General features: G+C 70.9%; 13 protein-coding genes. 1 reads left to right on the top strand and 12 read right to left on the bottom strand.

The window, feature by feature from the left end; all coding sequences use genetic code 11:
* The coding region (locus QCN29_RS24380) for an endonuclease/exonuclease/phosphatase family protein (RefSeq protein WP_279930789.1) at nucleotides 1–1,206 on the top strand (1,206 nt) is incomplete at its 5' end.
* Between the two features lie 37 nt (nucleotides 1,207–1,243).
* Here QCN29_RS24380 and QCN29_RS24375 read toward each other — a convergent pair.
* From QCN29_RS24375 to QCN29_RS24320, 12 genes are all read right to left on the bottom strand, one after another.
* The gene (locus tag QCN29_RS24375; RefSeq protein WP_279930787.1) at nucleotides 1,244–1,432 is read right to left on the bottom strand and encodes a helix-turn-helix domain-containing protein; all 189 of its coding nucleotides are present in this window, start codon (nucleotides 1,430–1,432) and stop codon (nucleotides 1,244–1,246) included.
* A 283-nt stretch (nucleotides 1,433–1,715) separates the two neighbouring features.
* Nucleotides 1,716–2,993: a thymidine phosphorylase gene (locus QCN29_RS24370; protein ID WP_279930795.1), complete on the bottom strand. Its 1,278-nt coding sequence runs from the start codon at nucleotides 2,991–2,993 to the stop codon at nucleotides 1,716–1,718.
* Between the two features lie 110 nt (nucleotides 2,994–3,103).
* Nucleotides 3,104–3,496 (bottom strand): cytidine deaminase, encoded by a 393-nt coding sequence (locus QCN29_RS24365; protein ID WP_279930785.1) that lies wholly within the window; start codon nucleotides 3,494–3,496, stop codon nucleotides 3,104–3,106.
* A complete protein-coding gene (locus QCN29_RS24360; RefSeq protein WP_279930784.1) occupies nucleotides 3,493–4,767 on the bottom strand; it encodes an ABC transporter permease in 1,275 nt (424 codons plus the stop codon). Before QCN29_RS24360 ends, QCN29_RS24365 begins: the two co-directional genes overlap by 4 nt.
* Nucleotides 4,764–5,876, bottom strand: coding sequence for an ABC transporter permease (locus QCN29_RS24355; protein ID WP_279930783.1), 1,113 nt, complete (start codon nucleotides 5,874–5,876; stop codon nucleotides 4,764–4,766). Before QCN29_RS24355 ends, QCN29_RS24360 begins: the two co-directional genes overlap by 4 nt.
* Nucleotides 5,873–7,507, bottom strand: coding sequence for an ABC transporter ATP-binding protein (locus QCN29_RS24350; RefSeq protein WP_279930794.1), 1,635 nt, complete (start codon nucleotides 7,505–7,507; stop codon nucleotides 5,873–5,875). Before QCN29_RS24350 ends, QCN29_RS24355 begins: the two co-directional genes overlap by 4 nt.
* A 300-nt stretch (nucleotides 7,508–7,807) precedes the next feature.
* Nucleotides 7,808–8,854 carry a BMP family lipoprotein gene (locus QCN29_RS24345; protein ID WP_279930782.1) on the bottom strand — a complete coding sequence of 349 codons (1,047 nt, stop codon included), beginning with the start codon at nucleotides 8,852–8,854 and terminating at the stop codon, nucleotides 7,808–7,810.
* A 540-nt stretch (nucleotides 8,855–9,394) separates the two neighbouring features.
* Nucleotides 9,395–10,627: an amidohydrolase gene (locus QCN29_RS24340; RefSeq protein WP_279930792.1), complete on the bottom strand. Its 1,233-nt coding sequence runs from the start codon at nucleotides 10,625–10,627 to the stop codon at nucleotides 9,395–9,397.
* 129 nt (nucleotides 10,628–10,756) lie between these two features.
* Complete coding sequence (locus QCN29_RS24335; RefSeq protein WP_279930781.1) at nucleotides 10,757–11,845, bottom strand: P-loop NTPase family protein; 1,089 nt, start codon at nucleotides 11,843–11,845, stop codon at nucleotides 10,757–10,759.
* A gap of 370 nt (nucleotides 11,846–12,215) precedes the next feature.
* Nucleotides 12,216–13,142, bottom strand: a complete 927-nt coding sequence (locus QCN29_RS24330; RefSeq protein WP_279930780.1) for an N-acetylneuraminate synthase family protein — start codon at nucleotides 13,140–13,142, stop codon at nucleotides 12,216–12,218.
* Nucleotides 13,143–13,156: 14 nt separating this feature from the next.
* A complete protein-coding gene (locus tag QCN29_RS24325; RefSeq protein ID WP_279930779.1) occupies nucleotides 13,157–14,434 on the bottom strand; it encodes an acylneuraminate cytidylyltransferase in 1,278 nt (425 codons plus the stop codon).
* A gap of 52 nt (nucleotides 14,435–14,486) precedes the next feature.
* Nucleotides 14,487–15,899, bottom strand: coding sequence for a DUF6716 putative glycosyltransferase (locus QCN29_RS24320; protein WP_279930777.1), 1,413 nt, complete (start codon nucleotides 15,897–15,899; stop codon nucleotides 14,487–14,489).
* Nucleotides 15,900–16,062 lie beyond the last annotated feature (163 nt).

The following is a 16,062-nucleotide window of genomic DNA, read 5'->3' as shown; positions in this document are numbered from 1 at the left end:
CGGCGCGGCCAGACGAAGCGAGGCCGGCGCGGGCGGGCGCGCCGGGGGCACGGCGGGGGCACGGCGAGGGCACGATGCGAGCGCGGCGAGGGCGCGGCGGAGGCGCGGCGGGGCGACCGCGACCGTGCCGTCGTCTTCGACGGCACGGTTGTGCCGGCCGCCCGCGACAGCGAGGATGCGTCCATGACAAACCGTCAGCTCGACGGCGTCGTACGCCTGTGTGTTCCCCAGCCTCCACGAGAGAAGGGCCGCCATATGTCCGCAGCCGGTGAGAGGACCAGGCTCGGCATCCTCGCCGTGAGCCTGTCGGTGGTCGCCGCGACCGCGGCCGTGCCCCCCGCCGCATACGCGGCAGGTTCCCCGACCGGATCCGCGGTCGGCTCCTTCACCGTGCTGACCTACAACGTCGCCGGGCTTCCCGAGCCGCTCTCGGGAAGCAAGCCCGCGAAGAACACCAAGGTCATCTCCCAGCGGATCAACTCCTACGACATCGTGAACGTCCAGGAGGACTTCGCCTACCACGCCGACCTGATCAAGCATGACGAGCACCCGTACCGGACAGCGCCGTCCGTCCCCGAGTGGGTGCCGGTGCCGGGCGTGCCCTTCTCGGACGGGCTCAACACCCTCTCCGACTTCAAGCTGCGAAAGCTCGACCGGGTGACGTGGGACCGGTGCGCCGGCTACGACTGTCTGACCCCGAAGGGCTTCACCTACCTCAGACTCGAACTGCCCGGTGGAACGTCCCTCGATCTCTACAACGCGCATATGAACGCCGGCTCGGGCACCGAGAAGAAGCTGCGCGTCCGCCGGGACAACATCCGCCAGTTGTCCGACTACATCAAGAAACACTCCGCCGACCGGGCGGTCATCGTGACCGGGGACACCAACAGCCGCTACACCAGACCCGGCGACATCATCCGCGAGTTGCGCGACGACAACGGACTCACCGACGCCTGGGTCCAGCTGGTGAAGGGCGGCACGACGCCCGAAGTCGACGAGTCCGCGCCCACATGCAAGGAGTCCGCCGAATGCGAGCTGCTCGACAAGGTCCTCTATCGCAGCGGCCCGGGGCTGACAATCGACGCGGTCCACTACGGCAACGAGTACGCGAAGTTCCTCGACTCCACGGGGAAGCCGCTGTCGGACCACAACCCACCGGCCGTCACCTTCACCTTCACACGCGGCGAAGAGGCCGCCGACGGCTGAGAGCTGCGACGGCCGCCGCCTGCCCCCGGCTGCACGGCTAGAAGATGAACACGCCGACGGCGAATGCGGTCAGGCAGACGGCCACGAGCACCATGAACCACGCGAAGCGGACGCGGCGGGCGACGGCCTCGGGGCTGTAGCCCAGTGCCCGGGCCGCCGCCAGCACATCCTGCGCGAACTTCTCGGAGCTTCTGTCGTCCCCCGTGGCCGGGCTTTCGTCTCTCATCGTCCTCCTGTCTCCATGCCGCTTCTCAGTCGTCGAGGACACGGAGCAGTCGCCACGGCGAGGTGACACCGGGGTGGCCGCGTGAGAGGTGGGCCGCCGGGGCCTGGTGGGCGCGCTCCGGCGGACTGCCGTTCCTCGGCCCCGGCCGGGCGCGTCGACGGCTCCCGTCACCGGAGCCGGACAGGCTAGATCGGTCCGACTCGACCGGTCAAGCCCTCGCTCCCGCCCGGGGTGTGGGGCGAAGGCCCGGGCCCCGGGGTCGCGGTCCCCGGGGCCGGGGCCGTCAGGCGATGCGGTCGAGGACCACCGGCGTGGGGTGGAACTCCGTGCCCGCGGGGGCGATGTCATACGCCGACGCCAGCGCCTCACGCGCGTAGTCGAACTTCTCCGGCGTGTCCGTGTGCAGCGTCAGCAGCGGCTGACCCGCCGTCACCGTGTCGCCCGGCTTGGCGTGGAGTTCGACGCCCGCGCCCGCCTGTACCGGGTCCTCCTTGCGGGCGCGGCCCGCGCCCAGGCGCCAGGCGGCGAGGCCGACGTCGTATGCGTCGAGGCGGGTGAGGACGCCGGAGGAGGGAGCCGTCACCACGTGCTGCTCGCGGGCGACGGGGAGCGCCGCGTCCGGGTCGCCGCCCTGGGCCGCGATCATGCGGCGCCAGGCGTCCATGGCCGAGCCGTCGGCCAGGGCCTTCGCCGGGTCGGCGTCCTTGAGCCCGGCCGCGTCGAGCATCTCGCGGGCCAGCGCCAGGGTCAGCTCGACGACGTCCGCGGGGCCGCCGCCCGCGAGGACCTCCACCGACTCGCGGACCTCGAGCGCGTTGCCCGCGGTCAGCCCGAGCGGCGTGGACATGTCGGTGAGCAGCGCTACGGTGCGGACCCCGCTGTCGGTGCCCAGCGCCACCATGGTGGAGGCCAGTTCCCGGGCGTCCTGAACCGTCTTCATGAACGCGCCGGTGCCGACCTTGACGTCGAGGACGAGCGAGCCCGTCCCCTCGGCGATCTTCTTCGACATGATGGAGGAGGCGATGAGCGGGATCGCCTCGACCGTGGCGGTGACGTCCCGCAGGGCGTACAGCTTCTTGTCCGCGGGGGCGAGCCCGTCTCCAGCCGCGCAGATCACCGCGCCGGTGGAGTCCAGGACGGAGAGCATCTCCTCGTTGGACAGCAGCGCCCGCCAGCCGGGGATGGACTCCAGCTTGTCGAGGGTGCCGCCGGTGTGGCCGAGGCCCCGACCGCTGAGCTGCGGCACGGCCGCCCCGCACGCGGCGACCAGCGGAGCGAGCGGCAGAGTGATCTTGTCGCCGACGCCGCCGGTGGAGTGCTTGTCCGCGGTGGGGCGGGACAGCGAGTCGAAGTTCATCCGCTCGCCGGAGGCGATCATCGCCGCGGTCCAGCGGGCGATCTCCGTGCGGTTCATGCCGTTCAGCAGGATGGCCATGGCCAGCGCGGACATCTGCTCGTCGGCGACCTCACCGCGCGTGTACGCGTCGATGACCCAGTCGATCTGCTCGGGACTCAGCTCGCCCTTGTCCCGCTTTGTGCGGATGACGGAAATGGCGTCCATGGCCATGGCTGGCTTCCTTCCAACTGCGGTGGTGGCGGGCAGAGATGACTCTACGCGCATAGAGAAAGAAGAGTCGCGGGAGTCACGGCCATGCCGTGACTCCCGCGTCGTCAGGCGAGATGAGCCGGGCCGAACGCCTGCGGCAGCATCTCCTTGAGCGGCAGCACCCCCGCCGGAGTGTCCACCAGCAGTTCGGGGCCCCCGAACTCGTACAGCAGCTGCCGGCACCGGCCGCACGGCACCAGCAGACCGCCGGTGCCGTCCACACAGGTGAAGTGGGTGAGCCGGCCGCCGCCGGTGGCCTGGAGCTGGGAGACGAGGCCGCATTCGGCGCACAGGCTCAGCCCGTACGAGGCGTTCTCGACATTGCAGCCGGTCACCGTCCGGCCGTCGTCGACGAGCGCGGCCACGCCGACCCGGAAGCCCGAGTAGGGCGCGTACGCACGGGACATCGCCTCACGCGCCTGCCCCCGCAGGACCCCCCAGTCGACGTCCTTCGTCACTTGCCCTGGCCCTTCCGGTAGAGCATGCCGTTCGCCTTGGGCATCCGCAGCCGCTGCGCGGACAGGGCGAGCACCAGCAGCGTGGTGACGTACGGCGCGGCGTCCACGAACTGGCTCGGCACCTCGTCGGTCAGCGCGTACCAGGTGAACAGACCGCCCGCCGCCGCGGCGGAGATCAGTGCGGGCAGGTACTTCTTCCTGTACAGCTGCCATGCGGCCGCGACCACCAGCAGGATGGCGATGAGCAGCAGCATGGCGTGGACGTTCTCCGCGCCGCCGCGCAGCTTGAGGCTGTCGGTGAAGCCGAAGAGGCCCGCGCCGAGCGCCATGCCGCCCGGCATCCAGTTGCCGAAGATCATCGCAGCGAGACCGATGTAACCGCGGCCGCCGGTCTGGCCCTCCTGGTAGATCCCGGTGGAGACGATCGCGAGGAACGCGCCGCCGAGGCCGGCCAGGCCGCCGGAGATGACCACGGCGATGTACTTGTACTTGTAGACGTTGACGCCGAGGGACTCGGCGGCGACGGGGTTCTCACCGCAGGAGCGCAGCCGCAGACCGAAGCCGGTGTGCCACAGGGCCCAGTAGGTGACCGGGATCAGCAGCAGGGCGACGACGGTGAGCAGCGACAGATTGGTGACCAGTCCGCCGAGCACGCCCGCGAGGTCCGAGACGAAGAACCAGTGTTTGTCCTGGAGGTCCGCCAGCCAGTCCGACAACCCAGGGATGGTGATCCGGTCGATCGCGTCGATGCGCGGGGACTGCTTGGACGAGCCGCCCGGCTCCTCGGCGAAGGTGAAGTTCGAGAGGTAGCGGGTGGCGCCGAGGGCGAGGATGTTGACCGCCACACCGGAGACGATGTGGTTGACGTTGAACGTGATGGTGATGACCGCGTGCAGCAGTCCGCCGAGCGCGCCGCCGGCGATGCCCATCAGCACGCCGACCCAGGGACCCCACTGGAAGCCGGCCCAGGCGCCGAACCAGGTGCCGAGGATCATCATGCCCTCGAGGCCGATGTTGATCACACCCGCGCGCTCCGCCCACAGACCGCCGAGGCCGGCGAGGCCGATCGGCACGGCGAGCTGGAGGGCGCCGGAGACCTGTCCGACGGAGGTCAGGTCATTGGCCCCGCTGACCACGCGGACCAGCGAGAACAGGGCCAGTCCGCCCGCGATGATCAGCAGGATGACGGGCAGGGTCAGCTTGGGTCGGCGGCCGCCGTTCCTGGGGGCCTTGGGCGCGGCGCTCGCGGCCGAGGCGTTGCTCGTGCTCACTTGGCGGCCTCCTTCGCGGTCTTGAGGGCGTGCCCGGCGGCGAGCTCTTCGCCCACCTTCCGCTGCTGGCGGCGCAGCCCGTACTGGCGGACGAGTTCGTAGGACACGACGACCGCGATCACGATCAGACCCTGCATGATCGTGGCGATCTCCTTCTCATAGCCGTGCTGGTCGAGATCCGCGGACGTCTTGTCCAGGAAGGAGACCAGCAGGGCGGCGAAGAAGATCCCGACCGGGCTGTTGCGGCCGAGCAGGGCGATGGTGATGCCGGTGAAGCCGACTCCGACGGGGAAGTTGAAGCTGTAGGTGTGCGTGTCGCCCAGCAGCGTGGGCATGCCGGCGAGTCCGGCGACCGCGCCCGAGATCAGCATCGCGGTCAGGACCATCTTCTTGGCGTCCACACCGGAGGCCTGGGCCGCGGTCGAGCTGGCCCCGGTGGCGCGCAGGTCGAAGCCGAAGCGGGTGCGGTTGAGGACGAACCAGTAGACGAAGCCCAGCGCGAAGGCCACGAAGGTGAAGCCGTAGATCTCGCCGCCGGTGACCTCCAGGGCCGGGAACCAGCCGGACTCGGGGATCTCTCCGGTCGTCAGGTCATTGGAGCCGGGGGGCTGCTCGCCGAAGTTGGACGGCAGGATCAGCCAGGCGATCAGGCTGGTCGCGATGGCGTTGAGCATGATCGTGGAGACGACCTCGCTCACTCCGCGGGTGGTCTTCAGGATGCCCGCGATGCCGGCCCAGAACGCGCCGACGAGCATGGCGACGATCACGATCAGCGCGATGTGCAGCGGCCCGGGGAGCTCCACGGCCGCGCCGATGAGCGCCGCCACCATCGCCGCGAGCCGGTACTGGCCGTCGACGCCGATGTTGAAGAGGTTCATCCGGAAGCCGACGGCGACGGCGAGGGCCGCCAGATAGTACGTGCCGGTCTGATTGATGATCAGCACCTGGACGTCGGAGAACGACGCCGCATCGAACATCAGCCGGAACGGCTCGATGGGGTCGCGGTCCGACGCCAGCAGCACCACGGAGGTGAGCACAAAGGCGACGGCCAGCGCCAGCACCGGGCCGGCCAGCCCGAGGAGCAGCCGGTCCTTGTCGAATTTCCTCATCGGGCCTCACCGTCTTCGGGGTGCTGGGGGTGCTCGAGGTGACCGGTGGCGGCGCCGGTCATGGCCGAGCCCAGTTCCTCGGGAGTGATGGTCGCGGGGTCGGCGTCGGCGACGAGCCGTCCGCGGTACATGACGCGCAGGGTGTCGGAGAGCCCGATCAGCTCGTCCAGGTCAGCCGAGATCAGCAGGACCGCGAGCCCCTCGCGGCGGGCCTCGCGGATCTGGTCCCAGATCTGGGCCTGTGCTCCGACGTCCACGCCGCGGGTGGGGTGGGCGGCGATGAGCAGCTTGGGGTGGTGGCTCATCTCGCGGCCGACGATCAGCTTCTGCTGGTTGCCGCCGGAGAGGGAGGCCGCGGTGACGTCGATGCCGGGGGTGCGCACGTCGTACTCGCGCACGATCCGCAGCGTGTCCCTGCGTGCGGCCTTGGGGTCGAGGAGACCGCGGCGGCTGTTGGGCGGCTCGGTGACATGGCCGAGGATGCGGTTCTCCCACAGCGGGGACTCCAGCAGCAGGCCGTGCCGGTGCCGGTCCTCCGGGATGTAGCCGATGCCGTCCTCACGGCGCTTGCGGGTGTGGGCGTGGGTGATGTCCACGCCGTCGAGCGTGATCGCGCCCGTGTCGGGGTCGCGCATGCCCATCAGGGTCTCGATCAGCTCGGTCTGGCCGTTGCCCTCGACGCCCGCGATGCCGAGGATCTCGCCCTTGTGGATGGTGATGGAGATCCCGTCCAGCAGCATCCGGCCGACCGGCACGCCCGGCTCCTCCAGGGTGTCGCTGGTCGGCAGCTGCGGCTCGGAGGTCTCCGGCACCGTGACCTGGCGGCTCTCGGCGAGGGACAGGCCCTGGACCTGGAGCATCGGGACGTCCGTGACGGTCGACTCGCGCGTCTCCGGCGTGGGCAGCTCGGCGCCCACCATCAGCTCGGCGAGCTGGCGGGGCGTGGTGCTCGCCGGGTCGGCGGTGCCGACCGTCGTGCCGCGGCGGATTACGGTGATCTCGTCGGCGACCGACAGCACCTCGCCCAGCTTGTGGGAGATGAAGATGACGGTCAGGCCCTCGGCCTTCAGCTCGCGGAGGTTGGCGAAGAGGGCGTCGACCTCCTGCGGCACCAGCACGGCGGTGGGCTCGTCGAGGATGAGGATGCGTGCGCCGCGGTAGAGGACCTTGAGGATCTCCACTCGCTGGCGGTCGGCGACGCCGAGCTCCTCGACGAGAGCGTCGGGGCGGATGCCGAGGCCGTACTGCTGCGAGATCTGGCGGATCTTCCTGCGGGCCGCAGAGCCGATGCCGTGGAGCTTCTCACTGCCGAGAACAACGTTCTCCAGGACGGTGAGGTTGTCGGCGAGCATGAAGTGCTGGTGCACCATGCCGATGCCGCGGTCGATGGCGTCGCCGGGGCTGTTGAAGGAGACCCGGGCGCCGTCCACGGTGATGGTGCCCTCGTCCGGCTTCTGCATGCCGTAGAGGATCTTCATCAGGGTGGACTTGCCCGCGCCGTTCTCGCCCACCAGGGCGTGGACGGTGCCGCGGTGCACCGTGATGTCGATGTCGTGGTTGGCGACGACGCCGGGGAATCGCTTGGTGATGCCGTGGAGTTCTACGGCAGGGGGACTGCTGGACGCGTTGATGACGCACTCTCCTTGGCCGGAAGGAGCGGGGGCAAAGGGGGCAGGGCGGGGGTGAAGTTATCGCGCCGGAGGGCTGTCTACACGCGTAGCACTGCCGAAAAATCAAGCGGACGCCCCAACTGCCCCGCGCCTCTGTCGAGATGGACGAGGCGAGGGTTTCGAGGTGCCGCCGCAGGGAGGGTAGCCGACTTTTCCTGTGCCGGGCCCCACGCCCATGGCGGCGACGGAAGTCGTCGCCGCCACGGGCCCGATGCGCTGCCGGTGCGGATGACGTGCACCGGCGGGGTGACCCGCCCGGGGTTACGGGGTGGTCTTGACGACGATCTTGCCGTCGATGATGTTCTTCTTCGCCGCGGCGACAGCCTCGGTGACCTCGGTCATCTTGGTGTACGCCGGGTTGGACTCGGCCAGGCCGACGCCGTTCTTGTCCAGGCCGTAGCGGATCTCGCTGGACTGCGGGTCGCCGTCCTTGACCGACTTGATCAGGTTGAAGACCGCGCCGGAGACATCCTTGGTGACCGAGGTCAGGATGTTGTCCTTGTAGGCGGCCAGACCCTTCTGGTTGTACTGGTCCGAGTCGACGCCGATGGCCCACTTGTCGGCCTTGGAGGCTGCCTCGATCGCACCGGAGCCGGCCAGACCGGCGGCCGCGTAGATCACGTCGGCGCCCTTGTCGAGCTGCCCCTGGGCGGCGGCCTTGCCGAGGTCCGGCTTGACGAAGCCGTCGAAGTTCGGCGGCTGGGTCAGGTACTGCGAGAGGACCTTGACGGACGAGTCGGTGTCCTTGACGCCCTGCTCGAAGCCCGCCTGGAACTTCTTGATCAGCGGGGTCTCGACGCCGCCGATGAAGCCGACGGTCTTGGACTTGGAGACCTTGGCGGCGGCGACGCCGGCGAGGTAGGAGCCCTCCTCCTCGTTGAACACGAGGTTGGCGATGTTCTCGCCCTGGACGGAGGAGTCGTCGATGAGGCCGAACGTGGTGTCCGGGAACTTCGGCGCGACCTTCTCGATGGCCGGCGCGTAGGCGAAGCCGACGCCGATCACCGGGTTGTTCCCGGCGCGGGCCAGCGAGGTGAGGCGCTGCACCTTGTCGGCGTCTGCCTCACCGTCGGAGGGCTCGGCCTCCGTGCCCTTGACGTCGAGTTCCTTCTCGGCCTTCGACAGGCCGGCGTAGGCGGCGTCGTTGAACGACTGGTCGCCGCGGCCGCCGATGTCATAGGCGATAGCCGCTTTGACGTCACCCGAGTCGGAGGCGGCGTCCGACGAGGTCTTGCCACACGCGGTGGCGGAGAGTGCGAGGGCCGCGGACGCGATGCCCACGGTGGCGAACCTGGTGATCCGGCGCACTGGGAGGCTCCTTCAACCTGACCGAAAGCGCCTCTTCCGGCGCTGGTTTTGCGGCGATCGTAACGCGCGTAGATGCCGGTTAAAGTCGCGTTCATCAGTCGTTATCGGATCGTCGCGAAGCGGCGTCGAGGCGCGCGTAGCGTAGCCGTCGTACTGCTGTATGTATAGAAACGACGGTCCCGGCCAGGCCGGGAAGGGCCTGCCGAGCATTCCTTTTCAGCCAGGTTACTGCCTTGGTTGTGGTTTGCCGGGGCCCAAGATCCGCAGGGGCGGCGCCGCTCCCTCACCTGCGCCCAGCGGCACGGCCTCCGCCTTCCTCAGCGGAAGCTTCGCCTTCCGTAGCGGGGCTTCGCCTTCCGTAGCGGGCCTTCGCCCAGACCCGCCGTACGGCCTTCGGCCGTTTCCGGCGCGGTCCGGCAACGCCCCGAAGGGGGACGCGGGGCTGTATCGATGTGCGGCTTCCGGCGCGCGGGCGCGACGGCCCCACGGCGGACCCGCACCCGCTCGACGCGGCCGACCACCGCACTCCCCGCGGAGCGCTCAGGCAGGCGGCGTGGGAAGCAGCGCCGTCGCCGTGAAGAGTTCGACGCCGACCTCGATGGCCTTCTCGTCAACGTCGAAGTCCCCACGGTGAAGATCGCGCCCCACCGGGTCGCCCGGGGTGCGGACCCCGAGGCGGGCCATGGCGCCCGGGACATGCTCCAGGTACCAGGAGAAGTCCTCACCGCCGAGGCTCTGTTCGGTGTCCTCGACCGCGTACACCCCGCGGCGGGCGGTCTGGGCGTCGCGCAGCAGTTCGGTGATCGCCGCGTCGTTGATCACCGGCGGCACCCCCCGGACGTAGTTGATCTGCGACTTGGCGCGGTGCAGCGCGGCGATCTCGTCGATCGCCGAGTGGACGAGGTCCGGCGCGGAGCGCCAGCCCGCCAGGTCGAGGCAGCGGACGGTGCCGGAGAGCTCGGCGTGCTGCGGGATCACGTTGGGGGCGTGCCCCGCCTCGATGCGGCCCCAGGTCAGGGCGAGGCCGGAGCGGGTGTCGACACGGCGGGAGAGCAGCGCGGGGACCTCCGTGACGATCTTGGCCGCGGCGGTGACCAGGTCGGTGGTCAGATGCGGGCGGGCGGTGTGGCCGCCGGGTCCGTCGAGCGAGACCTCCAGGCGGTCGCAGGCGGAGGTGATGGGCCCGGTGCGCAGACCGATCATCCCGGCGTCGACCTTGGGGTCGCAGTGCACCGCGACGATCCGGCCGACGCCGTCCAGCGCCCCGGCAGCCACGGCGTCGGCCGCGCCGCCCGGCAGCACCTCTTCGGCCGGCTGGAACAGCAGCCGCACCGGCTGTGGCAGCAGCCCCTGCCGGTTGAGGTCGGCGAGGACGAGCCCGGCGCCCAGGGCCACCGTGGTGTGCACGTCGTGGCCGCAGGCGTGGGCCCGGTCGGGCACGGTGGAGCGGTAGGGGACGCCGGTCTTGGTGTCGGGGATGGGCAGCGCGTCGATGTCGGCGCGGATCGCCAGCATGGGCGGGCCCGCGGGGTCGGGGTCGCCGATGTCGCAGATGAGTCCGGTCCCCGCCGGGAGCACACGCGGCTTCAGGCCCGCCTGCTCCAGGCGTGCCTTGATCGCGGCGGTGGTGCGGAACTCCTGGTTGCCGAGTTCCGGGTGCATATGCAAGTCCCGGCGGAACGCGATCAGTTCGACGCGCAGGGACTCGGGCAGCGTGCCGGGGAGGGCGGCTTGTCCGGGCGGCAGCCCGGCTTCTTGGGACTCGAGGGACATCAACTGGTTCACCCAGTGAAGCGTAGGCCCTTCGAGGGGCCAACTAACGTACGATCAACAAAACTTCAGCCTCATAGGGGAAAGAAAAACGCCCCTAGCAGGCATGCTCAAGGATTGGAGTGGGTAAACTCACGCGACCGGTGAGGGCAGGTGCTGCACATCGCGCGCAGTCCCCGTCACACCGGCCAGAAAACCTTGCGCCCGCGGGCTCGCGTTCTCCTTGAGCCACTCCGGTGCGATGTCGCAGACCGCCACCTTGATGCCGGTGCCCGCGAGGGCCAGCGGCAGTGTGTGCACCACCGTCGAGGGGAAGCTGAGGACGGTGCCGCCGATCGGGCCGCGCCGGGCGATCAGCTCCAGCGGGAGATCGGGGCGCACGACCTCCAGACCCGTCTCCGTGGCAAGCCGGTGCAGCTTGTCCGAGCTCTCGCGGCGGTGGGCGAAGTAGCGGGTGGCCCCGTGGGCGCGGGCCAGCGCCCGTACGGCCTCCAGATACTGCTCCAGGTCCACCACTCCGGTCTCCACCAGCGACGTGCCGACGATGTCCGCGCCGCGGGTGAGCCTCGGCGGGCCGTAGCGGAACCGGGTCCAGGCGAAGTCGTTGGGCGTGACCGTCAGTCCGGGCCGAGGTTCCACGGGCATCGAGGTGAAGACCTCGATCGAGCGGTTCGGGGCGGGGCTGAGCCGGCGGCGGGCCAGGAAGGTCACCGGCGCGAGCACCAGCTCACGCGGCCCCCGGCGGCCGCCGCGCCGGTGCCAGCGCACCAGCCGCTCTCCCCGTGCGACCTGGGCGACGAACTCCATCGTCGCCGTGCCGTCGTCCACGACGGTCAGGTCCTTGCGGCCGACCAGCGTCAGCAGCATCTGCACATAGCGGGAGAACGGGTCCCCGATGACGACACGCTCGCCGCGCCGCATCAGCGGCACCAGCTCGCGCACCGTCCGCAGCAGCGCGCCGACGCCGCCGCGGGCCTCCTGCCAGCGGACCGTGATCCCCTCATCGCGGGCCAGCTCCGCCATCCGGCGCAGTTGCCCCCGCGACATGGGGTCGGTGGGCGACAGCACGACCACCGTCAGCTCGGCGGCCCGGCTCGGGCCGGTACGGACCGCGGGCTGGGCGGGTACGCCCGGCAGCGACTCCTCAGGGGCGGCGTGGGCCCACTCCAGGACGTTCAGCAGTTGGACGGGGCTCTCGACGAAGGCGAGGTTCACCGGCATTCACCTCGGGTTGCTGGTCGGGCCGGACCGTCGGCCCCGCCGCGGAGACCGGGTCTGGCACGGCGGACGGGGCCTGCGGGGTCCGGATCCGGGGTGGTCCCCCGGGAGGGGCTGCGCTGGTGTGCTCTCGTCCGGCGGACGACCGGCGTCGGAGGGACCGACCGCGGGCCCGGATGAGGCGGACGGACATCCGGTACCGGGCGGACCGGCCAGCGCCCCGAACACGTCCGGCACACGGCCGACGACGTCGGCCGGACCATGCGACGGACCCAGGCGAACCGGACGGCCGGAACCAGACCCACCGGCCACCGACCCGCGCACTCCCGGCACATGGCGGACGACATCGGACGGACCGGGCGACGGGCCGGGCTCAGGCCGTCGCCGGCGTGGTCTCGGCCTCCGCCTCGGCGACGACGCCCGCGACGCGGCGGAGCTTCTTCATCGGCGCGAGCTCGCTCTCGTAGACCTTCTTCACGCCGTCGCCGAGCGCGCTCTCGATGGTGCGGATGTCGCGCACGAGCCGCGACAGACCCTGCGGCTCGACGGAGGCAGCCTGGTCGGAGCCCCACATCGCACGGTCGAGGGTGATGTGGCGCTCGACGAACGCGGCGCCCAGCGCGACGGCGGCGAGGCTGGTCTGCAGACCGGTCTCGTGGCCGGAGTAGCCGATCGGCACGTTCGGGTACTCCTGCATCAGCGTGTTGATCACGCGCAGGTTGAGCTCCTCGGCCTTGGCCGGGTACGTGGAGGTGGCGTGGCAGAGCAGGATGTTGTCGCTGCCGAGCACCTCGACGGCGTGGCGGATCTGCTTCGGCGTCGACATGCCGGTGGACAGGATGACCGTCTTGCCGGTGGCGCGCAGTTCGCGCAGCAGCTCGTCGTCGGTCAGCGACGCGGAGGCCACCTTGTGGGCGGGGACGTCGAACTTCTCCAGGAACGCGACGGCCTCGGTGTCCCACGGGGAGGCGAACCAGTCGATGCCCCGCTTCCTGCAGTGCTCGTCGATCCGGCGGTAGTCGTCCTCGCCGAACTCGACGCGGTGGCGGTAGTCGATGTACGTCATCCGGCCCCAGGGGGTGTCGCGCTCGATGTCCCACTGGTCGCGCGGGGTGCAGATCTCGGGGGTGCGCTTCTGGAACTTGACCGCGTCGCAGCCGGCCTCGGCGGCCGCGTCGATCAGCTTGAAGGCGTTGTCGAGGTCGCCGTTGTGGTTGATGCCGATCTCACCGGTGACGTACACGGGGTGGCCGGGGCCGGCGGTCTTGGCGCCGAGGGTGCGCAGTCGCGTCGTGCTCATCGGGGGGTTGTTCCTTACTTCTCGGAAGTGGCAGGGGACTTACGGGTGTCGGCAGTGGGTGTGCCAGGGGCGCCAGAGGCACCAGGGGTGTCGGGTGTGTCAGGGGTGTGAGGGGTGTCAGGGGTGTTGAGGGTCGGGCCGAGGAGCCAGGAGGCGATCTCGCGGATCGCGCCCTCGCCGCCGGGTGTGGCGGTGACGGCGCGCGCCGCGGCCCGTACGGATGCGTGCGCGCTGGCGACGGCCACGGGCCAGCCGACGAGGTTGAAGCACGGGAGGTCGTTGACGTCGTTGCCGGCGTACAGCACCCGCTCGGGCGCGATGCCGGTCTGGTCGCACCACTGCTTGAGGGCGATGTCCTTGCGGTCCACGCCGTGCAGCACGGGAATGCGGAGTTTGCGGGCGCGGGCGGCGACGACGGGGTTCTGCTCGGTGGACAGGATCAGCAGTTCGAGGCCGGCGCCGCGCAGATGGGCGACGCCCAGGCCGTCACCGCGGTGGACGGCGACGAACTCGCGTCCCTCGGCGTCGATGAGCACCCGGTCGTCGGTCTGGGTGCCGTCGAAGTCGAGGACGACGGCGTCCACGTCGTCGCGCGTGGGCAGCGCGGGCGCGTCCAGCAGCGGGGCGAGCGCCCGGGCGCGGGCGAGGTCGTGCGGGTCGTCGACCTCCAGCACCCGTGCGGGGTCGGTGCGTACGAGGGCGGTGCGGCCGAAGAAGCGGTGCCCTGCCTCACGGAAGCCCACGCCTTTCATCGCGTAGGCGGCGCCGGTCTCCAGGAAGTCCTGGGGCCGGTCCTGCCTCCGCGGCCGGCAGGCGGCGTCGTGGTTCACGCCGACGCCGGATCCCTCGGTCTCGTCGCGCCAGACGAAGCCGTGGAAGGGGGCCACGGTCACCGCGCTGTCCGCGCCGTCCTCCAGGACCGCGGCGGCGACGCCCTGGACGTCGTCGCGGGTGAGGAACGGGCTGGTGCACTGCACGAGGAGGACGACGTCCGCCGCGATGCCGTCGTGCATCGCCTGGTGCGCGTCCATGGCGTGCAGCACGGCGGACTCGCTGGTCGCGGTGTCCCCGGCGATCTCGGCGGGCCGCAGGACCACCTCGGCCCCCGCGGCGCGCGCGGCGGCCGCGATGGCTTCGTCGTCGGTGGAGACGACGACGTCGGTGACGAGGGGCGCGGCGAGGCAGGCGCGCACGGCGCGCGCCACGAGCGGCACACCCGCGACGGGCGCGAGGTTCTTCGCCGGCACGCCCTTGGAGCCACCGCGGGCGGGGATCACGGCGAGTACGGTCATCGGGACTCCAGTGGTCCGGTCGGTGTGGCTTCAAGGGGGCGCGGAGGGCGCATCACAGCTCGCCCATCCGGCGGATGACGGGCGCGACGCGCTGCACCCCGTGCCGGTATGCGCCGCGGGCCGCTGCCCGTACGACGTCGCGCACGGCCTTCCGCACACCGCTCGCCTCGGCCTTGGGGGCCGCTCCGGCCAGCGGCGCGCCGTCGGGGGCCAGATGGTGGCGGGCCAGCAGTCCGGGGAGATAGCCGGGGGCGGTGGCCGGGGTGTAATACGGGGCGAGCGGCGGGAGTTCGGGCCGCTGGAGGAGTTCGGCGACCCGCTTGCGGGCGGCGTCGAAGGCCGTGTCGTACGAGCCGTCCGCGGCGACGCCCTGGCGGGCCAGCCATTCGGGGTCCGGGTCGGGCCGGTGCCCGGCGTCGAGCCGGTCGAAGGAGGCGAGCAGCCCGGAGCCGAGGAAGTGGTGGTTGCCGAGGGCCTCGCGGACGCCGAGGTCGGTGAGGACCGCGGTGGGGATGTTGCGGTGGAGGGATTCCAGAGCGGCGGTCGAGGAGACGGTCACCAGCAGATCGGTGCGGTCCAGGACCTCGCCCATGTGCCCGTACACGAGCCGGAAGTTGGCCGGCAGCCCGCCCGGCAGCTTCCCGGCGAGCCGCTGGTACGGAAGCTCCTCGATATGGGTGGTGTGCTCGCCGGGCTTGGAACGCAGCTTGAGCAGAACCTCGCGCTCGGGGTGGAGGCGGGCGTGCTCGACGAGGCGGCGCAGCAGATAGGTGCGGTCGGCGCGGGTCGCGGGCACGGAGGGCTGGGCGGCGAAGACGAGGGTGTCGCGGCCTTCGCTCCGCTCGTAGGGCGCGCCGCCGAGGAAGGGCAGCGCTGCCTCGGTGACCGAGGAGGCGTCGGCGCCGACTCCCTCGTACACGGCACGGAACCGCTCGGCGTCGTGGCGGGAGTTGGCCAGGACGACATCCGCGCCGTGGCGCAGCAGCAGTCCGTCGGCGAGCTTCTCGTAGACGACGCCTACGTAGCCGGTGACGACGACGGGCCGGCGGGCGAGCCGCAGTGCCGCGAGTCCGTGCAGCACGGCCTGGACGGCGCCGCCGACCAGCGCGAGGACGATGACGTCGTACCGCCGGTCGGTGTCCGCGGCGTGCTCGACCGCGCGCAGGAACTCGTTCCCGGTGACCTCGCGGAGCGCGTCCGCGTCCACTTTGACCTCGGCGAGCTGGCGGGGGGTGGGGGTGGCCCGGCCGCGCAGCAGGAAGCCGTCGAGCTGTGGGGCGGAGTCCCGCGGTCCGCGAGCGCCCTCGGCTTCCGCGCGGGCATCCGCCGCGGTCTCGGCGTCCGCGTCGTGCGGGGCGATGCGGCGCGCCGTCAGGGCGCCCCATTTCCACCGGGTGTCGGAGTCGGCGAGCACGGCGACCCGCAGGCCCTCGCCGGTACTCGCCTCGCTGGTACTTGTTGGCACGTCGAGGACGTTAGGAAGGCATTTGGTTTGACGGCCCAACTCGACCGCAACAACGGGTTAACAGGATGCCTACGAATAAAGAAAACGCCCGAGAAGCAAGCAGGTTAACCGTTCCGACGTTCTTCGTTCACCTGATATCCGCTCCGGGGTCAGGGCGAATGCC

The sequence above is a fragment of the Streptomyces chengmaiensis genome (genome assembly GCF_029846775.1).
GTDB lineage: Bacteria > Actinomycetota > Actinomycetes > Streptomycetales > Streptomycetaceae > Streptomyces > Streptomyces chengmaiensis.
The sequence above is the reverse complement of the archived record's forward strand: the minus strand, read 5'-3'. Positions and strand labels throughout refer to the sequence as shown.

Coding starts and splice junctions, on each gene's coding strand:
- QCN29_RS24335 (WP_279930781.1), bottom strand. CDS start 11,845: ATGCCGGTGAACCTCGCCTTCGTCGAGAGCCCCGTCCAACTGCTGAAC.
- QCN29_RS24330 (WP_279930780.1), bottom strand. CDS start 13,142: ATGAGCACGACGCGACTGCGCACCCTCGGCGCCAAGACCGCCGGCCCC.
- QCN29_RS24355 (WP_279930783.1), bottom strand. CDS start 5,876: ATGAGGAAATTCGACAAGGACCGGCTGCTCCTCGGGCTGGCCGGCCCG.
- QCN29_RS24375 (WP_279930787.1), bottom strand. CDS start 1,432: ATGAGAGACGAAAGCCCGGCCACGGGGGACGACAGAAGCTCCGAGAAG.
- QCN29_RS24370 (WP_279930795.1), bottom strand. CDS start 2,993: ATGGACGCCATTTCCGTCATCCGCACAAAGCGGGACAAGGGCGAGCTG.
- QCN29_RS24325 (WP_279930779.1), bottom strand. CDS start 14,434: ATGACCGTACTCGCCGTGATCCCCGCCCGCGGTGGCTCCAAGGGCGTG.
- QCN29_RS24340 (WP_279930792.1), bottom strand. CDS start 10,627: ATGTCCCTCGAGTCCCAAGAAGCCGGGCTGCCGCCCGGACAAGCCGCC.